Source organism: Pseudomonas brassicacearum (assembly GCF_003732225.1).
Classification (GTDB): domain Bacteria; phylum Pseudomonadota; class Gammaproteobacteria; order Pseudomonadales; family Pseudomonadaceae; genus Aquipseudomonas; species Aquipseudomonas brassicacearum_E.
Genome location: NZ_MOBJ01000034.1, coordinates 76,691 through 93,345 on the forward strand (window position 1 = coordinate 76,691; position 16,655 = coordinate 93,345).

The 16,655-nt window shown below is 59.6% G+C and carries 21 protein-coding genes; 11 read left to right on the forward strand and 10 right to left on the reverse strand.

All coding sequences use genetic code 11. The annotated features are described in order from the left end of the window. Positions 1–24 precede the first annotated feature (24 nt). On the forward strand, positions 25–498 hold the full coding sequence (locus tag BK659_RS24775; RefSeq protein ID WP_123427978.1) for a cyclic nucleotide-binding domain-containing protein: 474 nt from the start codon (positions 25–27) through the stop codon (positions 496–498). Here the strand turns inward: BK659_RS24775 and BK659_RS24780 are convergent. Continuing rightward, a complete protein-coding gene (locus BK659_RS24780) occupies positions 495–785 on the reverse strand; it encodes a hypothetical protein (RefSeq protein WP_123427980.1) in 291 nt (96 codons plus the stop codon). The genes BK659_RS24775 and BK659_RS24780 overlap by 4 nt on opposite strands. A 117-nt stretch (positions 786–902) precedes the next feature. Between BK659_RS24780 and BK659_RS24785 the strand changes: the two genes are divergently transcribed. From BK659_RS24785 to BK659_RS24800, 4 genes are all read left to right on the forward strand, one after another. Continuing rightward, complete coding sequence (locus tag BK659_RS24785; protein WP_123427981.1) at positions 903–1,589, forward strand: spermidine synthase; 687 nt, start codon at positions 903–905, stop codon at positions 1,587–1,589. Positions 1,590–1,639: 50 nt separating this feature from the next. Beyond that, positions 1,640–2,014 (forward strand): YajD family HNH nuclease, encoded by a 375-nt coding sequence (locus tag BK659_RS24790; RefSeq protein ID WP_123427983.1) that lies wholly within the window; start codon positions 1,640–1,642, stop codon positions 2,012–2,014. 208 nt (positions 2,015–2,222) lie between these two features. After that, a complete protein-coding gene (locus BK659_RS24795; protein ID WP_019692493.1) occupies positions 2,223–2,693 on the forward strand; it encodes an RNA methyltransferase in 471 nt (156 codons plus the stop codon). 77 nt (positions 2,694–2,770) lie between these two features. Then, positions 2,771–3,148 carry a YgaP family membrane protein gene (locus BK659_RS24800; RefSeq protein WP_123427985.1) on the forward strand — a complete coding sequence of 126 codons (378 nt, stop codon included), beginning with the start codon at positions 2,771–2,773 and terminating at the stop codon, positions 3,146–3,148. Between the two features lie 130 nt (positions 3,149–3,278). Here BK659_RS24800 and BK659_RS24805 read toward each other — a convergent pair whose 3' ends face one another. Further along, on the reverse strand, positions 3,279–4,508 hold the full coding sequence (locus BK659_RS24805; RefSeq protein ID WP_123427987.1) for a hypothetical protein: 1,230 nt from the start codon (positions 4,506–4,508) through the stop codon (positions 3,279–3,281). Between the two features lie 39 nt (positions 4,509–4,547). Then, entirely contained in the window at positions 4,548–4,997 is a 450-nt protein-coding gene (locus BK659_RS24810) for a YcgN family cysteine cluster protein (RefSeq protein ID WP_123427989.1), read from the reverse strand. Positions 4,998–5,151: 154 nt separating this feature from the next. Here BK659_RS24810 and BK659_RS24815 point away from each other — a divergent pair, with 154 nt between their 5' ends. Continuing rightward, positions 5,152–5,745, forward strand: a complete 594-nt coding sequence (locus BK659_RS24815) for a nitroreductase family protein (protein ID WP_123427991.1) — start codon at positions 5,152–5,154, stop codon at positions 5,743–5,745. Between the two features lie 124 nt (positions 5,746–5,869). Here BK659_RS24815 and BK659_RS24825 read toward each other — a convergent pair whose 3' ends face one another. From BK659_RS24825 to BK659_RS24845, 5 genes are all read right to left on the reverse strand, one after another. Beyond that, on the reverse strand, positions 5,870–6,802 hold the full coding sequence (locus tag BK659_RS24825) for a D-2-hydroxyacid dehydrogenase (RefSeq protein ID WP_123427993.1): 933 nt from the start codon (positions 6,800–6,802) through the stop codon (positions 5,870–5,872). A gap of 127 nt (positions 6,803–6,929) precedes the next feature. Beyond that, entirely contained in the window at positions 6,930–7,223 is a 294-nt protein-coding gene (locus BK659_RS24830) for a YcgL domain-containing protein (protein ID WP_123427995.1), read from the reverse strand. Further along, positions 7,220–8,353, reverse strand: a complete 1,134-nt coding sequence (gene rnd / locus BK659_RS24835; RefSeq protein WP_123427997.1) for a ribonuclease D — start codon at positions 8,351–8,353, stop codon at positions 7,220–7,222. Before rnd ends, BK659_RS24830 begins: the two co-directional genes overlap by 4 nt. Before the next feature lie 111 nt (positions 8,354–8,464). Next, positions 8,465–9,127 (reverse strand): class I SAM-dependent methyltransferase, encoded by a 663-nt coding sequence (locus BK659_RS24840; RefSeq protein ID WP_123427999.1) that lies wholly within the window; start codon positions 9,125–9,127, stop codon positions 8,465–8,467. A 108-nt stretch (positions 9,128–9,235) separates the two neighbouring features. Then, positions 9,236–10,618, reverse strand: a complete 1,383-nt coding sequence (locus BK659_RS24845; protein WP_123428001.1) for a glutamine synthetase family protein — start codon at positions 10,616–10,618, stop codon at positions 9,236–9,238. Positions 10,619–11,087: 469 nt separating this feature from the next. Between BK659_RS24845 and BK659_RS24855 the strand changes: the two genes are divergently transcribed. After that, positions 11,088–11,870: a transporter substrate-binding domain-containing protein gene (locus BK659_RS24855; protein WP_123428005.1), complete on the forward strand. Its 783-nt coding sequence runs from the start codon at positions 11,088–11,090 to the stop codon at positions 11,868–11,870. On the opposite strand, the gene cynR is transcribed toward BK659_RS24855, so the two are convergent. Next, complete coding sequence (gene cynR, locus BK659_RS24860) at positions 11,864–12,736, reverse strand: transcriptional regulator CynR (protein WP_123428008.1); 873 nt, start codon at positions 12,734–12,736, stop codon at positions 11,864–11,866. The genes BK659_RS24855 and cynR overlap by 7 nt on opposite strands. A gap of 109 nt (positions 12,737–12,845) precedes the next feature. Here cynR and BK659_RS24865 point away from each other — a divergent pair, with 109 nt between their 5' ends. The 4 genes from BK659_RS24865 to BK659_RS24880 all read left to right on the forward strand — a co-directional run bounded on the left by BK659_RS24865 (position 12,846) and on the right by BK659_RS24880 (position 16,243). Next, positions 12,846–13,505 carry a carbonic anhydrase gene (locus BK659_RS24865; RefSeq protein WP_123428010.1) on the forward strand — a complete coding sequence of 220 codons (660 nt, stop codon included), beginning with the start codon at positions 12,846–12,848 and terminating at the stop codon, positions 13,503–13,505. Between the two features lie 35 nt (positions 13,506–13,540). Beyond that, on the forward strand, positions 13,541–14,011 hold the full coding sequence (cynS, locus tag BK659_RS24870) for a cyanase (RefSeq protein ID WP_123428013.1): 471 nt from the start codon (positions 13,541–13,543) through the stop codon (positions 14,009–14,011). 187 nt (positions 14,012–14,198) lie between these two features. Continuing rightward, positions 14,199–15,110, forward strand: a complete 912-nt coding sequence (locus BK659_RS24875) for a DMT family transporter (RefSeq protein WP_123428015.1) — start codon at positions 14,199–14,201, stop codon at positions 15,108–15,110. Between the two features lie 197 nt (positions 15,111–15,307). Further along, a complete protein-coding gene (locus BK659_RS24880) occupies positions 15,308–16,243 on the forward strand; it encodes a LysR family transcriptional regulator (protein WP_123428016.1) in 936 nt (311 codons plus the stop codon). Positions 16,244–16,261: 18 nt separating this feature from the next. Here BK659_RS24880 and BK659_RS24885 read toward each other — a convergent pair whose 3' ends face one another. Beyond that, complete coding sequence (locus BK659_RS24885) at positions 16,262–16,627, reverse strand: 5-carboxymethyl-2-hydroxymuconate Delta-isomerase (protein ID WP_123428018.1); 366 nt, start codon at positions 16,625–16,627, stop codon at positions 16,262–16,264. Positions 16,628–16,655 lie beyond the last annotated feature (28 nt).

Consider the following 16,655-nt stretch of genomic DNA (forward strand, 5'->3'; position numbering starts at 1 on the left):
GACACAAAAAAAGACCGTGACGACATGCCTGAACCGACCTCATTGAATACCGAAATTCGCGACTGGCTGATGGACTGTGGCCTGTTCGATCAGCTGCAACTGGCCGATTTCACAGCCGCTGCCGGCTACTTCAGCATCAGCACCATTGCCCAGGGCGCGGAAATCTTCCATGAGGGCGATGCCGGCAGCTTCATGTGCATCATTCATTCAGGCCAGGTGGCGGTGCAGAAAACCAACAGCGACGGCAAGCGGGTGACAATCGCCACATTGCGCAGCGGCCGGGCATTCGGCGAAATGGCCGTGCTCGACGGCGAACGGCGCTCGGCCAGTTGCGTGGCGGCGAGCGATTGCCAACTGCTCAACCTGGGCAAAGACTCGCTGGAAAAAATGCTCAACGACGCACCGAAAATCGCCGCGAAGATCATCCGCGCCATTGCCGTGTCGCTGTCCAAACGCCTGCGCATGGCCGACGGCCAATTGCTCTCGCAACAGATTTAACCGCCGGGGGATTTGGTTTTTTGCTGGGTCTGCTCAAGCCCCGGCAAGGTCTGATCCTTGGGCGGATTGGGTATTTCGACGGGTGGCAAGAGCATTGCACCGCCGCTGCCGCTGCCGGCTTTGGGCACACTGATCGGGGTAATCTGCGGGTACGGCGTGGGGGTTGCCGTGCCGGGTGAGCCGGATGCTGCTGAAGGTGTGGAGGGGACCGCTTGCAACTCTTGCGCTTGCGCTGCACTTATCGAGAGCGCGGCCAACACAATGACCGTTAGAATGGTGCGCTTCATCAATGGCTCCGTTGCCCTTGCTTGTTGCCTTAAGGCTACTCCCAACCGCGCAAGATTACCCTTCTCAATGCCGGTTTCTCCTCCCTGATGCCAATTTCCCTCCTTAAAGAGAGCCCCATGAAACGTTTCGTTCTACTCGACACCACCCCGATTCCCGAAAACGGCGGTGCCCTGTGCCTGTTCGAGTACGGCGAAGACTTCGTCATCAAGATCCAGGGTGGAGATGGCGGACAACTGATGAACACCCGCATGCACGGTTCCGAAGACGCCCTGGCCGAGATCCCCTGCCGCAAGGTCGCCGGCCGGCCGAATTCACGAGTCTTGATCGGTGGCCTGGGCATGGGGTTCACTCTCGCCTCGGCGCTCAAGCATCTGGGCAAGACCGCGCAAGTGGTGGTCGCCGAACTGGTGCCGGGGGTGGTCGAATGGAACCGCGGGCCGCTGGGTGAAAAAGCCGGACGCCCGTTGCTCGACCCGCGCACAGTGATTCGCATGGAAGACGTGGCCAAGGTACTGCAGGCCGAACCGCTGGGTTTCGACGCAATCATGCTCGACGTCGACAACGGCCCCGAAGGCCTGACCCAGAAAGCCAACAGCTGGCTGTACTCGGCCGGCGGCCTGAGTGCCTGCGCCAAGGCCCTGCGCCCCAAAGGCGTGCTCGCGGTGTGGTCGGCCAGTGCTGACCGGCAGTTCTCCGACAAACTGCGCAAGGCCGGTTTCAAAGCCGAAGAAGTGCAAGTCTTCGCCCACGGCAACAAAGGCACCCGGCACACGATCTGGATTGCCGAGAAGCTCAAGAGCTGAGCTAAACTTGCCTCATAACCGTCATTAGTCTTTTTTACAAAGGTGAACCCATGAGTTCGTCAACGCCTCCCTCCAACACGGCCAAACTGGACCGCATCCTCGCTGACGCCCAGCGCGACCGTGAAATGGGTTACCGCGACAAGGCCCTGAAGATGTATCCGCACGTCTGCGGACGTTGTGCCCGTGAGTTCTCTGGCAAGCGCCTGAGCGAGTTGACCGTGCACCACCGCGACCACAACCACGACAATAACCCGCAGGACGGCTCCAACTGGGAGCTGCTGTGCCTGTACTGCCACGATAACGAACACTCGCGCTACACCGACCAGCAGTACTTCGGCGACGGCTCGCTGAGCACCCCGAAAATTGCCAAGGCGACGCATAATCCGTTTGCCGCGTTGGCCGGGTTGATGAAGAAAGAAGATTGAATATCTTCAGCGCCTGACCCGGCCTCATCGCGAGCAAGCTCGCTCCCACAGGGGATCTTCTGTGGACACACTATTTGTGATCACCCAAGACCAATGTGGGAGCGAGCTTGCTCGCGATAGCAATCGCCCAGACGCCACCAATCTACAAACTGACCGCCATCGACCAATCCCCGTATAATCGCGGTTTTTCTCGAAGGGCACCCCGCTCGTGGCAAACAAACGGTACAGCTGCATTGGTTTGTATAACCCCAAATCACCGGAGAACGTCGGTTCGGTGATGCGCGCCGCCGGCTGTTACGGTGTGGCGTCGGTGTTCTACACCGGCAAGCGTTATGAACGCGCTCGTGACTTTGTCACCGACACCAAGAAAATCCATCACGATATCCCGCTGATCGGCATCGACGACCTGAAGAAAATCCTTCCGCTGGGCTGCGTCCCGGTGGCGGTCGAGTTGGTCGATGGCGCCCGTTCGCTCCCCGAATACACCCACCCGGACCGTGCGCTGTATATCTTCGGCCCGGAAGACGGCTCGCTCGATAAAGAGATTCGTGAATGGTGCGAAGACGTGGTCTACATCCCGACCACCGGCTGCATGAATCTGGCCGCCACCGTCAACGTGGTGCTTTACGACCGCATGGCCAAGGGCAACAACACCCGTTCCGGTCCAAAATTTCGCTGATACGCTGAATGCGGGATGCAACGAGACGGCCGCCTGAGCAGTCAGCTTTATATCCATTGCCCCTGAGGAGACTGATCATGAGCGACATCAAACGCGTAGAACGTATCGACTCCACGCCGTTCCAGACGCAACCAACGCAGAACGTCCAGGGCTGGGAACGTATTGGCTCGCTGGCCGGTGGTGTGGTGATGGTCGGCAAAGGACTGCGCCGCGGTGGCGTATTCGGCCTGATTGAGGTGGCGCTTGGTGGTGTAGCCCTGGCTCGGGGGATCACCGGTCATAGTTCGGCAAAAAGCTTCTTTGAAAAGAGTCGGCAGGACATGGCCAACGTCCGTTCGAAAATCGAACGGACCGGCGAAGAACTGAAAACCCTGAAAGCCAATGCAGAAGCGGCAACCCGTACCGCGACGGTAACGGGCAATGATTCGCTGAAGTCGCCCAAGACCGGGGTTTGATCCGAGTAATGCGTTGAGGCTTAAGGCCTCATCGCGAGCAAGCTCGCTCCCACATTTGATCCTGGATGGACACAGATTATGTGTACGACAAAGGTACAGTGTGGGAGCGAGCTTGCTCGCGATAGCGGTGTTAACGAAGTAACCCGGTATCCAGCACTTTCGACGGCTCGCCGATAATGCTCTCGGCCAGCGTCACAAACGCTTTGGTGCTGACCCGGTCCAGTTGCATGGCGCCGCGTAACATGTCGTCCAGCGAGCGCTTGTTGCGGGTTTTCAGACGAATTTCGCGATCCAGTTCCTGTAGCAGCAACACCGCTTTGGCGACCTGTGCCGCGCTGAGCTGATCGCCGCGCAGAGTGCTGACGTTATGGCTGGCTTTTGCCATTTTGTCTTCCAGCGTCTGATAACGATCATCGCTCATGCCGCCGGCACGGCGCAGCAGCTCAATGGCGTAGTACTCGGCAAAGCCTTCGCTGATCCAGTCACTGCGATCACTGTCCTTGATCCGCCCGAACACCTGGGCCAATTCGCGAATCAACGGGCTGCTGCCGCTTTCGCTGACCAACGGCAAACGACTGTGCAGATAAATCGACTCGTGCCCGGCCAGACTGCCGCGCCACATCGGATCAGCGGCCCCCACGATCAGCAGCTTGCCGGGATGATGAGGGTACAGCGCCTGCACTTGCGGCCAGACAAAGGTCAGCAGCGTCAACACGTCCATCCGGCGCATGCCCTGCCCTTGCGGCGAGGCGACCGTGACTTCGGTTTCCCCCAGGCGCGTGCGTCGGCTTCCCAGGTTGCCGGCGAGCATCCAGCCTGTAGGCCGGTCGAGCCGCCGAGAAGCATTGTCGATGCGGAAGCGATTCTTGCCGATCCGCGGCCAAGCGGTCTCGACGCTTTTCCAGCCCTCCGGCAATTCGAATTCCAGGCGCGATACCAGTTCGATGCCGTCCTGCTGATCGAGGCGCGCCGCCGGCACCAGATCGTCGCCACGCATCAGCGCCCAATTCGGCGTCATGCGGGTATCGAAACTGGCGTTTTTCAGGGAATGGCTGATGTGTACGCGGTAGGTCAGGCTGGCCTTGTCGGCGGCCGGGCGCCAGACGCCACGCACCAGGTTACCCGGTGTGAGCTGCCACTGACCGTCGGCCTTGAAGTCGCTGTATTGGCTACCGTCGCCCAGATCAAAATCCAGGCTGCGCACCGCCGAGCCTTGCGCCAGAGTCAAGCGCACTTCAGCCTGATCGCTTTGCGGCAACAATCGCACGTGGTAATCCAGATCGACTTTCTTTGCCGCCCACAACGGTGAACTCAGCAGTAAAAGCGACAATGCCAACGGCAGCCTCAACCCCACAGCCATACACACTCCTTCGTGACTTGCCCGTACTACGACAGGTGCTTAACCCGCCCGAAAAATCAGATGATCTTCCCAATCATCCTCAGCCACGCTGCCTTCGGCGAGCATGCGCCCGGACTGGGAAATCCGCTCGTGGTGCACGGCGTCGCGATCGCCGCAAACCAGATGATGCCAGAGTGGCAAGTCCTTGCCCTCACTGACCAACCGGTAACCGCAGGTCGGCGGCAGCCACTTGAACTGATCGGCCTTGCCCGGCGTGAGCTGGATGCAATCGGGCACTGAATCGCGACGGTTTGGATAGTCGGTGCACTGACAGGTTTTCAGGTCCAGCAGTTTGCAGGCGATACGCGTGTAGTAGACGCTGCTGTCTTCTTCATCCTCAAGCTTTTGCAGGCAGCACAGGCCACATCCGTCGCACAACGACTCCCACTCCTCTTGATCGAGTTGTTCGAGGGTTTTGCGTATCCAGAAAGGTTCGACTTTGGCGGCCATGGTTCAAGCATCAGCATCAGGTGGTGAAAAGGCCGCCAGTCTAGTGCCCAAGACCCCGCGGGCCAAGCGCTGGCGACTGTCGGTACAACAGGACTTGTCAGCTTTCACGCCGCAAAGTAGCTTTGCGAGTCCAAATGTAGTCAGGAACTCGTCCATGAGCGCTAATCCCCGCGTTGCCGAATATGCCATTCACCCACAGTTCACTGACCGCTGGTCGCCGCGTGCCTTCACCGGTGAAAGTATCCCTGAAGAGACCCTGCTGAGCTTCTTCGAAGCCGCTCGCTGGGCGCCGTCGGCCTACAACTCGCAGCCATGGCGTTTTCTCTACGCGCGCCGCGACACGCCGAACTGGGAGCGCTACCTGGGTCTGCTGAACGAGTTCAACCGTAGCTGGGCGCAACACGCCTCGGCCCTGGTGATCGTGATCTCGAAAACCACCTTCACCGCGCCTGGCGCCACCGAAGAAACCCCGGCCCTGTGGCACACCTTCGACACCGGTTCCGCCTGGGGCCATCTGGCGCTGCAAGCCACTATCAGCGGCTGGCACACCCACGGCATGGCCGGTTTTGATCAAGAGCTGACCCGCAAGGAGCTGAACATTCCTGAAGGCTACGCGCTGCACGCGGCCGTCGCGATCGGCAAGCTGGGCGACAAGGCGACCCTCGCTGAATACCTGCAAGCCCGGGAAACCCCAAGCCCGCGTGTTCCGCTGAGCGAGTTGGCGGCTGAGGGTGATTTCACTCTGTAAGCCACAGCGAAAAACCAATGTGGGAGCGAGCTTGCTCGCGATAGCGGCCTTACAGTCACCAATGATGTTGAAGGTGATGGCCCCATCGCGAGCAAGCTCGCTCCCACAGTTGTTCTGTGTGGTATCAATACCCGCGTGTGAAATCCACTTCTCCGCGCAACGCTTCGCCCGCCTGATACGCCCGCAGATTCTCGAGAAACAACTGCACCATCATCGACGGTGAGGTGGGTGCCGAGCTGTGGCCGGTCAGCAGCAAGCCCCAGGCGGTCCAGAACGGATGACGCTGCGGCAACGGCTCCTGACGGCAGACGTCGATCACCGCGCCCGCCAGATGCCCTTCCTTCAACGCCTCCACCAGATCCGCATCGACCACGGCGACACCGCGCCCGACGTTGATGAACAAGCCGGTCGACTTGAACTGTTTGAACAGCGCAGCGTTGTACAGATCGTGAGTGTTCGGCGTGTTCGGCAACAGGTTGACCACGTAATCGACTTCACCGACCAGACGACCCAAGTCTTCCAGCCCCGCGACTTCAATGAACGGCGCCTGCTCACGCGGTTGGCTGGCGATCCCGTACAGCTTGACGCCGAAAGGCACCAGGAATTGCGCCACGCTCTGGCCAATATCACCGGCACCGACAATCAGCACCTTGCGCCCCGCCAGGCTCTGGCCCAGGCGATTGTCCCACTTGCGCTCGACCTGGCTGACCAGCCGCGCCAGCACTTCGCGCTCATGGCCCAGCATGTAGGTCAGCACGTATTCAGCCATCACCTGACCAAAAATCCCCACTGCACGGGTCAGCCGGTAGTGACGTGGCAAGCCGTCGGCGAGCAACGGCGTAATACCGGCCCAGGTCGATTGCAGCCACTGAGGCTCGTGACCTTGACGCAGCAGCGTCGCCAACAGGTCCGGCTGACCGAGCCAGACCGGACAGTCGGCGGCCAGGCTGGCCAGTTCAGCAGAGTCGCCGCTGGTCAGTACTTGCAGTTCAGGCGCGGCCTGACGCAACAGTTGGGCATACACAGCGTGGTCGTGTTCGGCAATCAGAACGCGCATGGTTCAAACCTTCAAAAACAGTGCACAAGACCGCCGAAAGAGTGTTTCTCCCTCGCTCGCGGCCCTCGCCAAAATTATCAATTCCATTATTTCAAGGGACTCTGGACAGAGCCCCTACAGATATCCGTCAAATCGGATCATTGCGTCGCAGCAACTCTTCAGGCAAGTGCTCGATGTACTCGTCTTCGGCCGGCGGCATTTGCAGGTGATAGCCCTGCTTGTCGAGGTTTTCCAGCACCAGCGTGATGTCTTCGCGCGAGAGCTTGCGCTCAGGGGTCAACACCAGGTCGAAGGCATGATGCGGTTTGCCGAACGCCAACAGCAGGTTTTCCGGGACGCGCTCCAGTGCATCGCTTTTGAGCACGTAGAGGTACATCTCGTTTTTCTTCAGGCTTCGGTAGATAGAGCAAATACGTTTCAAGGCTGTTCTCCGGCAGTGGCCAGGCTGTCGAGCAAGGCCTGGCCCATCAATTCGCGGCGCCAGCCACGCAGCGAATCAGGCAATTGGTAAGGACCCTCGGGGAAGCCGCTTTTGAGCAAGGCTTCGAGGGTTTTCTTGCGCAGCATCAGTTCCGGGGCAATGTTCAAGCGTTCAGCTTCGGCCTGACCCAGCGCCCGCAGACGCTTGACCAGTGCCGTGGCCTCCACCGGCAATGGCTCCGGCACCGCTGGCGGCCATTGGTCCGGCGAAACACTGCCCGCCTGCTTGATCAAACCCAGCAGAAACTCACCGTCCTGACGCACGGTGCGCGGGTGCATGTCTTCGATTTTCGCCAATGCCCCGAGATTGTCCGGCTGGGTGCGTGCCAGCGGCCACAACGAATGCTCGCGCACGATACGGTTGCGCGGCAGATCGCGGGCACGCGCTTCGCGCTCGCGCCAGGCACAGAGTTCACGCAGCACGGCGAGTTGGGCACGGGAGAGTTTCCAGGCCAGCTTGGCCTCACGGTAAACCTCGTAAGGATCGACGTCGCGGCGCAGGTTGGCCACCAGTTCGGCGCCATCCTCCAGGACCCAGGCGTACTTGTCGTCTGACAGTTTCGGCCGCAGACGCACGAAAACCTCCGCCAGATGCAACGCATCTTCGGCGGCGTAGCTGATCTGGGTGTCCGAGAGCGGACGTTGCAACCAGTCGGAACGGGTTTCGCCCTTGGGCAGGTCGATGCCGAGCACCTCCGACACCAGACGCGAGTACCCCATGGAGAAACCGAGGTTCAAATAAGCAGCTCCAAGCTGTGTATCGAACAACGGCGCTGGCAGGCTGCCGGTCAAACGCAACAGGACTTCGAGGTCTTCGCTACAGGCGTGCACCACTTTGACCACTGCCGGGTTTTCCAGCAATTGGGCCAGCGGCTGCCAGTTGTCGATCGTCAAAGGATCAATCAGGAAAGCGCGCTCGCCATCGCCAATCTGCAACAGGCCGGCGATCGGGTAAAAGGTGTCGACCCGCATGAATTCGGTGTCGAGGGCGACGAACGGCAACTGCTGCCATTGGGCGCAAAACTGACCGAGGCTATCGTTGTCGCGAATCCAGTGAATATCGATGGCCACACGGCTCTCCCTTGAAGAATGGCGCGCAGTATATATCGCCCCCGGCGATTTCCGCGCACTGACTGAGCAAGAGCTTGAGCGAAAACACCCGCTGCACACCAATAATAGAAGCTAGTCGGCTTTATGCAGCACGTAGACCCGCGGCAAGTCGCTGCCGGGCAGAGTGTCCAGGTATTTGAGAATCTTGAAACCCGCTTGCCGGAACTCTGCCTCAAGTTCGGCCCGGGTGGCCAGCTGACGCGGCTCCGGGTCATCGCCAAACCGCGCACGCAGCATGAAATATCCGTCGAGCTGTGCTGACACGATCAGCGTGTCACGACTGACGCGATGGAACTCACGCAGCATCGCCAAGCGGTGTTCACTGTGTTCGATGTGCTGAAACAACCGCATGCAAAAAATGCAGTCCACGGCGTTTTCCGGCAAACCAATGGTGAATGCCGAACTCTGAAAGGTTTTAACGCGCTTGAGCAGCTCGGCCGGATGGTGAGTCTGGGCGTGGTTGAGCATTTCCTGGGACGGATCGGTGGCGAGAATCACCCGGTTACCGTGCTCGGCCAGTACCGGCCAGTTGCCCCCTGCCCCGCAGGCCACATCGAGAATCAGCCCCGGTTCGCCGGCGACCTTGAGTGCGCGCCGCACCAGCCGTTTGCCACGCCACTGCAAAAACCGCTGCACCAGCCCACGGGGATGCGGCTGGAGGCAGACTCGAGCGTGCTCCTGATCGTAGCGTCGGGCAAATTCGTGCTCGACTGAGGAGGGTGGTTGCGCAGACATAACTGGCGACTCTTGATAAAGGGAACGACTTACGGGCGACAGGTTATCAAGCGGCGCGTGAAAAAAAGGTTTAATCACGACACAGGCTCTAGTCTGCCGCGTTCAGCATCACGCCTGATGCAAGTACCAGCGCCAGTCCTGCTCCCCGACCTCGCCCATGAACTGACGGTACTCGGCACGTTTCACCGCCAGGTAAACCCCGAGGAATTTCCCGCCGAATGCATCCCGCACCCAGGCCGAGCCTTCAAGCGCGCGCAAGGTGGTCAGCCAGTCGGTCGGCAGCAACTCGCTGGCCTGGGCGTAACCATTGCCTTCGACCGGTGCGCCGGGATCGCGCTGTTCGCGAATACCGCGATGGATACCGGCCAGAATCGCTGCGGCCGCCAGGTAAGGGTTGGCGTCAGCGCCACAGATGCGGTGCTCGATGTGCCGGGAAAACGCCGGTCCACCCGGCACTCGCAGGCTAACGGTGCGGTTGTCCACGCCCCAGGTCGCGGCCAGCGGCGCGTAGCTGTTGGTCTGGAAACGCCGATAGGAGTTGGCATTCGGGCAGAACATCAGCAAGGAATCGAGCAAGGTGCTGAGCATGCCGCCAACCGCGTGTTTGAGCAGTGGTGTGCCGTCCGGCGCTTCGCTGGCAAACAGATTGTTGCCGTCCCTGTCCGCCAGGCTGACGTGCATGTGCATACCGGTGCCCGCCAGGTCATCAAAGGGCTTGGCCATAAAACACGCGACCATCCCGTGCTTGTGCGCCACGCCTTTGACCAGACGCTTGTAACGCACCGCTTCGTCCATTGCTTGCAAGGCGTCGCTGCGGTGTTCAAGGGTGATTTCCACCTGACCCGGGGCATACTCGGAAATCGCCGTGCGTGCCGGAATACCCTGGAGTTTGCAGGCCGCATAGAGGTCGGCGAGAAACGGTTCGATCTGTTCCAGCTCACGTAAACCGTAGACCTGGGTCGCTCGTGGCCGGCCTCCGTCGACATCCCTCGCCGGTTGTGGTCGACCATTACTGTCGCGTTGCTGGTCGAGCAGGTAAAACTCCAGCTCCGCCGCCATCACCGGGTAATAACCGTCAGCCTTCAGCCCGTCGATGACCTTGGCCAGCAAATGCCGCGGATCGGCCACGGTCGCCGGCATGCCCTCCTCCGGGTGCATGCTGACTTGCACCGCCGCCATCGGAATCTGCCGCCACGGCATGCGCTGCAAACTGCCGCTTACCGGATAGGCGCGGCAATCGATGTCGCCGACCTCCCAGACCAACCCGGAGTTTTCCACGTCCTCGCCATTGATCGTCAGCCCGAGGATGGTGCTCGGCAGTGGCCGGCCACTTTCATAGACCGCCAGCAGTTCATCGCGATGGAGCAATTTGCCCCGTGGCACGCCGTTGTTGTCGAGGATGAACAACTCGAACATCTCGATATCCGGGTTGAGCTCAAGAAAGGTCAGGGCTTCTTGCTTCGGGGCAAAGAGGGTCGTGGCAAAACTCATGGGAACTCTCGTATTTCCGCGTCAGGCAAACGCGCAGGCGCTGCCAATTGTATCCATCGCCGCTGGCGAGGATTTGTCTGAAAACTCAACGGGAAATGTAGGCATCCGGTGGGCGCGCATGGCGACAGTGCCATAGCGCCCAAAAGGCCAGTTCAGAAGGAAGTGCAGACAGGTTCAGCGCGGTAGCGGGTGTGAATCGACGGCGATGCTGACGACATGACGCATGAGCGCCAGGCGAAGCCTCGGGGTGAGTGTCGACTGAGCAACCGTCCATAAAGTAAACCGCAGAACACAGAGGCTGAGCAGCGTCACACGCAGCGATAAGTCGTTAAATCCAGACTTGAAGAACCTTGGTTGCTGATTGGCTAAACATACACCGTGTAATGGTTGCGCTCTTGCGCCATCGCACCTGACTACAAATACTGACGCGACCTCCCTTCATCCTCTGGCCACACTCAAGGACGACCCAATGAAAGCTCGTTTACTGCTCTGCTCCTTGCTCACGCTCAGCGTCCAGGCCTATGCCCAAAATGCGCCCTCGCACCTGGACCAGGTAATTGAACGGGGTCACCTTAAGGTCTGTACCACCGGCGATTACAAGCCTTACACCTACCTGCGTGCAGAGGGAGGGTACGAAGGGATCGATATCGCCATGGCCCAATCCCTGGCGAAAAGTCTGAACGTCGACGTGCAATGGGTCCCCACCACCTGGAAGAACCTGATGACGGATTTTCTGGCCAACCGCTGCGACATTGGTATGGGCGGCATCTCGGTATCACTGGAGCGGCAGAAAAAAGCCTTTTTCAGCGATACGCTGGGCGTCGACGGAAAAATCCCACTGGTGCGTTGTGAAGATAAACACCGCTATCAAACCGTCGAACAGATCAACCAGTCCTCGGTGCGGCTGATCGAGCCCGCAGGAGGCACCAACGAAATATTTGCCCGCACTCACCTGCCCAACGCCACGCTGACCCTGTTCCCGGACAACGTAACGATTTTCGAGCAACTGCTGGAAAACAAGGCCGACGTGATGATCACCGACGCTTCCGAAGCGCGGTATCAGCAGAAACAAAAACCCGGTTTGTGCGCGGTCAATCCTGAGCAGTACTTGCAGTACAGCGAGAAAGCCTACTTGCTCCCTCGCGACGATGTGGCCTGGAAGAGCTATGTGGATCAGTGGCTGCACCTGAGCAAAGCCACAGGTGCCTACGATGCGGTGCTCGCGCAGTGGTTGGCCGTTCCCGGTCACTGAGTACTGACCAGCGCTCTGAATGCCTCACTCGCCGCGCTGCGATAAGCCCCTTTGCGACTGAGCAGCGCCACCGTACGTTGTGGCAACGCCGGATGCAGCGCCAACGGTCGCAACCCTGGCAGCTCGCGGGCGATGGCCTCGGGGAGAATCGTCGCCAACGATCCACGCCGAACGATCTCGACAATCGCGCTGATGGAGTTGGCTTCGATGGCGATGCGCGGCGCTATGCCCTGCTGTCGGCAGTACAGGTCGATATGTTGACGGGTCGCGAAATTGCCGCTGAGTAACACCAGCGATTGCTGACCCAGCGCCTGTGCGTTGAGTGATTGCTGTCGGGAAAAGCCTGGATGCACCTCGCTCACCACCAGGCTCAAGGTTTCGGCAAACAACGCCTGGCTGTCGATGTCCGCCAGGTGACTGCCGGTGAACGCGATGCCGATGTCCAGCCGGTCCTCGGCCAGCGCGGCCTCGATATGGTCCTGGGTCATTTCCTCGACGCTCAGGTTGATCCCCGGATACAGACTGTTGAAACGCGCCAGCAACGGACCGATCAGGTACGCGGTGAAGGTTGGCGTCATGGCCAGCCGTAACGAACCGCGTGTCAGATCCTGTACATCGTGCATCGCCCGCTTGGCCGCCTCCAGGTCCTGCAAGGCCAGCCGCGCATAACGTACATACGCCTCGCCGGCATCGGTCAAACGCACCGTGCGCCCGGAGCGATCGAACAGCGGCGCACCAAGCGAGTCCTCCAGTTGCTTGATCTGCTGCGACAGCGTTGGCTGCGAGACATGCAGCGCCTCGGCTGCCCGAGTGAAGTTGCAATGTTCGGCGACCGCGAGCAGGTAGCGAATATGGCGTAACAGCATGGCGTTCCAACTATAGGCATGACTTATGGAAACCATAATAAGCCGGTCTTGGACGCTATAGCTGAAAACTTTCATCCTTGCCCCATCAACGACGCAAGGAGAACACGCCATGCAACACATCATCGACGGCTTCCTGAAGTTTCAACGCGATGCGTTCCCGGAACGCAGCGAACTGTTCAAGCAACTCGCCACCACCCAAAGCCCTGGCACATTGTTTGTCACCTGTTCCGATAGCCGTGTAGTCCCGGAACTGCTGACCCAGCAGGAACCCGGTGACATGTTCGTCATCCGCAACGCCGGCAATATCGTGCCGTCCTACGGCCCGGAGCCCGGCGGTGTGTCGGCCACGGTTGAATATGCAGTCGCCGTGCTGGGCGTCAGCGACATCGTGATCTGCGGACACTCCGACTGCGGCGCAATGACCGCCATCTCGACCTGCAAATGCCTTGATCACCTGCCGGCCGTCGCCAACTGGTTGCGTCATGCCGAGTCGGCCAAGGTGGTCAACGCCGCCCGCATTCATGCCTCGGCGCAAGCGCGCCTGGACTCGCTGGTCCGGGAAAACGTAGTCGCCCAATTGGCCAACCTCAAGACCCACCCTTCCGTTGCACTGGCCCTGGAACAGGGGCGCCTGAACCTGCACGGCTGGGTCTACGACATCGAAAGCGGTTCGATCGCCGCTCTGGACGAGACTACCCAGCGCTTCGTTTCGCTCGCCGAACACCCGACGACCTGCGCGCTGACCCGCAAACAGCCACACGCCGCCTGACCCACATTTCTTAGGTAACGAAAGAGGAAATCACCATGCTGCAATCTCAATTCGCTCAAGCCCCACGCCTGGCCCTCGCCGACACCATCATCGACGCCAAGGCACGTAAAAACCTCTCGTGGCAGGACCTCACCGACGGCACCGGCCTGAGCCTGGCGTTCGTCACCGCCGCCCTGCTCGGCCAGCACCCGCTGCCGGCTGAAGCGGCCGAAGTGGTCTGCGCCAAACTCGACCTGGACCAGGACGCCAGCCGTCTGCTGCAAAGCGTGCCCCTGCGCGGCAGCATTCAGGGTGGCATCCCGACTGATCCGACGGTCTACCGCTTCTATGAAATGCTGCAAGTGTACGGTTCGACCTTGAAGGCGTTGGTCCATGAGCAGTTCGGCGACGGCATCATCAGCGCCATCAACTTCAAACTGGACATCAAGAAAGTCGAAGATCCGGATGGCGGTTCCCGTGCAGTGATCACCCTGGATGGCAAATACCTGCCGACCAAACCGTTCTGATAGAAACAACAATCGCAGCGCCTGAGGGGGCTGCGATTTTTCGTGCAGCTCGTGCAGTATTTAATTTTTAAATACTGCACTTCACTTTCTGATTTGCCGATTCCCGCCCCGCATCGCTTAATCCACACCGTGTGGGCTTTGACCCACGGCATTACGCCAAACACATTGATTGATCGGGGACACATTGATGAAACCCACTCGTTTCGCCTCCGCCAATGCGGGCATGTTGCTTTGGGCTGTGTTGATTGCCGCGTCGTTTTTTGCCGCCGCCCAAGTCAACCAATCCATCGACCCGATCCTGCTGACCGGTCTGCGCCTGCTGTTTTCGGCGCTGGCGTTTTTGCCGATGCTGCTGCTCAACCGCAGCACAGCGATCACCGCCAAAGGCCTTGTCAGCCATGCCTGGCTTGGGTTGCTGCTGGCCGTGTATTTCGGCTCATTGTTTGAAGCGCTGCGCTACACCTCGGCGGTCAACACCGGAACCCTGTTTACTCTGGTGCCGTTAATGACGCTGTTCTTCGAAGCCTTCCTGACGCCTGGCAATAGCTCGAAGAACCGCCTGCTGCCGATGCTGATTGCGGCGGCCGGCGCACTGTTGCTGATTCTCAAGGGCGCGGGACCCGGTGAATTCCCTTCACTCTACGCGGTGGCGGTGTATGGGGCTGGCTGCCTGGCGATGGCGCTTTACTCACCGTTGAGTCAGCGCTTCAAAGCGCATAGCCTCAAAGACCGCGGTCCAGTGGTGATGACATTCTGGAACATGCTGTTCGGCTCGCTGTTTCTGTTCGCGTTCTGCCTGCTCAGTGGCGGCTGGCGAACCGGCGCGCTGCTGTCTGCCCACGACCTGTTCTGGCTGGTCTACCTGGCCCTGTTCGCGACCCTGGCAACCTTCTGGTTGCTGCATCGGGCAATCGGGGTGATCGCGCCGTCCACGGTAATTTCCTACATCTACCTCAGCACGCTGTTCATCACCTTGTTCCATTGGTTCTGGCTGGCGCAGCAACCGCAGATGCTGGAAGTCGTGGGTGCCTTGCTGGTGGCCATCGGGATGTCCGCGCTGGTGATCTCCAGCCGCCGTGGGCTTCCTGTCACGGCGTAAACATTGCCACACACGGTTGAAGGTATTCAGTCACCCTGGGCTCCTGTGGGGCAGACGTCGTGTTCATTACAGTTTCTGTCCCACACTTGTCCGTGAATAATCCTACGGGGCATTCTCCTAGGACGATCGTTCCGTTAGCATCACTCGCACACGTTTGCGCACAACTTGTGCAACGAGCCCCGAGTGAGACAGTACGGATGCTGAACAGTAACTTGCTTAGAAAGCTCGACATGCAGGACCTCATGGTGTTCATCGCCGTGTATGAGCAAAGCAGCGTCACCGGTGTGTCCGAAACGCTGTTTGTCAGCCAGTCCACGGTGAGTTACTGCCTGAAGAAGCTGCGCACCAGTTTCGAGGACGAGTTGTTTATCAATACCCGCACGGGTATGCGTCCGACCTACAAAGCCAGCACCATGTACGCACATGTGCTGAAGATTCTCGAAAGCATCAATCTGTGCCATGCCGGGGTTCAAGCGTTCGACCCGACGCAGCAAGCCGTGACCTTCAACATCTGTGCACCGGAATACTTCGAACAGCTGATCCTGCCGCGGCTATTGAAGAATTTCGATTTCGCCGACCTGCCGGTGATCGTCAATGTGCACAAACTCGAAACCGACATTCCCGCCGACGAGCTGCGCGATGGCAGCCTCGATCTGGTGATTTGCTTCGGCCCGAACTTTCATCGCAGCCACAGTGACTTCAGATCCCAGGTGTTGCTTGAGGACGATCTGGTGTGCGTTTTCGATAAACGGGCGACGCCACTGGAACCGCGCATCAGCCTGAAAGCCTACGTCGAACGCCGACACGTGTTCCCCACGCCATGGACCTCCACCAGCAACATGGTTGACGGCTGGCTCGCCCAACAGGCGCAGAAACGCCAGATCGTCGCGCGCGCCAACAGCTATAGCGCTGCGCTCAAGTTGATCACCGGCACTGACTTCATTCTGACCATGCCCCGGCGTATCCAGCACCTGCTGGCCAAAGACTCGGTCTTCAGCCATTGCGAAGCACCCAACGGCGTACCGGGATTCACCCTCGACATGCAGTGGAGTCAAACCAGCGAGCTGGACAGCGCCAACACCTGGCTCCGCGAGCAAGTGGTCAAGGCCTGTACGGAACAGGGTTTTCTCTGAGGGTCAGCGCACAGTGTGTCAGTGGCTGATGGCAGTCTTGGTGTAGGAATCGCGATCAATATCCAGAATCTCGACGCACAGCTGCACATCGACACTGGTGGGCCATTCGCAGAGATCCTGCAACACCGCCAGCAGGCTTTCGGACAATTGCTTCTTGATCGCTGGCGAGCGCCCGCTCAGCAAGGCCAGCTTCACATGCACAAAACCACGCTCACCCAACACGGTACCGACCCGGAATGCGCCGACCTGCACCGCACGGCTCTTGATATCGAACTCCGCGGAAAACTGCCCGGACGCCACCAATGCATTGTTCAAGCGCAACAGCGCCACGTCGGCATTGAGGTCCGGCAGGTTGGCGGTGTATTCCATGTGCAGGTGAGGCATTGCGATGCTTCCTAAGGATTGAATGAAG

Coding starts and splice junctions, on each gene's coding strand:
- BK659_RS24885 (WP_123428018.1), bottom strand. CDS start 16,627: ATGCCTCACCTGCACATGGAATACACCGCCAACCTGCCGGACCTCAAT.
- BK659_RS24840 (WP_123427999.1), bottom strand. CDS start 9,127: ATGTCTGCGCAACCACCCTCCTCAGTCGAGCACGAATTTGCCCGACGC.
- BK659_RS24825 (WP_123427993.1), bottom strand. CDS start 6,802: ATGCGCGTTCTGATTGCCGAACACGACCACGCTGTGTATGCCCAACTG.
- BK659_RS24880 (WP_123428016.1), top strand. CDS start 15,308: ATGCTGAACAGTAACTTGCTTAGAAAGCTCGACATGCAGGACCTCATG.
- BK659_RS24805 (WP_123427987.1), bottom strand. CDS start 4,508: ATGGCTGTGGGGTTGAGGCTGCCGTTGGCATTGTCGCTTTTACTGCTG.
- BK659_RS24865 (WP_123428010.1), top strand. CDS start 12,846: ATGCAACACATCATCGACGGCTTCCTGAAGTTTCAACGCGATGCGTTC.
- BK659_RS24875 (WP_123428015.1), top strand. CDS start 14,199: ATGAAACCCACTCGTTTCGCCTCCGCCAATGCGGGCATGTTGCTTTGG.
- BK659_RS24815 (WP_123427991.1), top strand. CDS start 5,152: ATGAGCGCTAATCCCCGCGTTGCCGAATATGCCATTCACCCACAGTTC.
- BK659_RS24855 (WP_123428005.1), top strand. CDS start 11,088: ATGAAAGCTCGTTTACTGCTCTGCTCCTTGCTCACGCTCAGCGTCCAG.
- BK659_RS24800 (WP_123427985.1), top strand. CDS start 2,771: ATGAGCGACATCAAACGCGTAGAACGTATCGACTCCACGCCGTTCCAG.
- BK659_RS24775 (WP_123427978.1), top strand. CDS start 25: ATGCCTGAACCGACCTCATTGAATACCGAAATTCGCGACTGGCTGATG.
- BK659_RS24780 (WP_123427980.1), bottom strand. CDS start 785: ATGAAGCGCACCATTCTAACGGTCATTGTGTTGGCCGCGCTCTCGATA.
- BK659_RS24810 (WP_123427989.1), bottom strand. CDS start 4,997: ATGGCCGCCAAAGTCGAACCTTTCTGGATACGCAAAACCCTCGAACAA.
- BK659_RS24790 (WP_123427983.1), top strand. CDS start 1,640: ATGAGTTCGTCAACGCCTCCCTCCAACACGGCCAAACTGGACCGCATC.
- cynR (WP_123428008.1), bottom strand. CDS start 12,736: ATGCTGTTACGCCATATTCGCTACCTGCTCGCGGTCGCCGAACATTGC.
- BK659_RS24845 (WP_123428001.1), bottom strand. CDS start 10,618: ATGAGTTTTGCCACGACCCTCTTTGCCCCGAAGCAAGAAGCCCTGACC.
- BK659_RS24785 (WP_123427981.1), top strand. CDS start 903: ATGAAACGTTTCGTTCTACTCGACACCACCCCGATTCCCGAAAACGGC.
- cynS (WP_123428013.1), top strand. CDS start 13,541: ATGCTGCAATCTCAATTCGCTCAAGCCCCACGCCTGGCCCTCGCCGAC.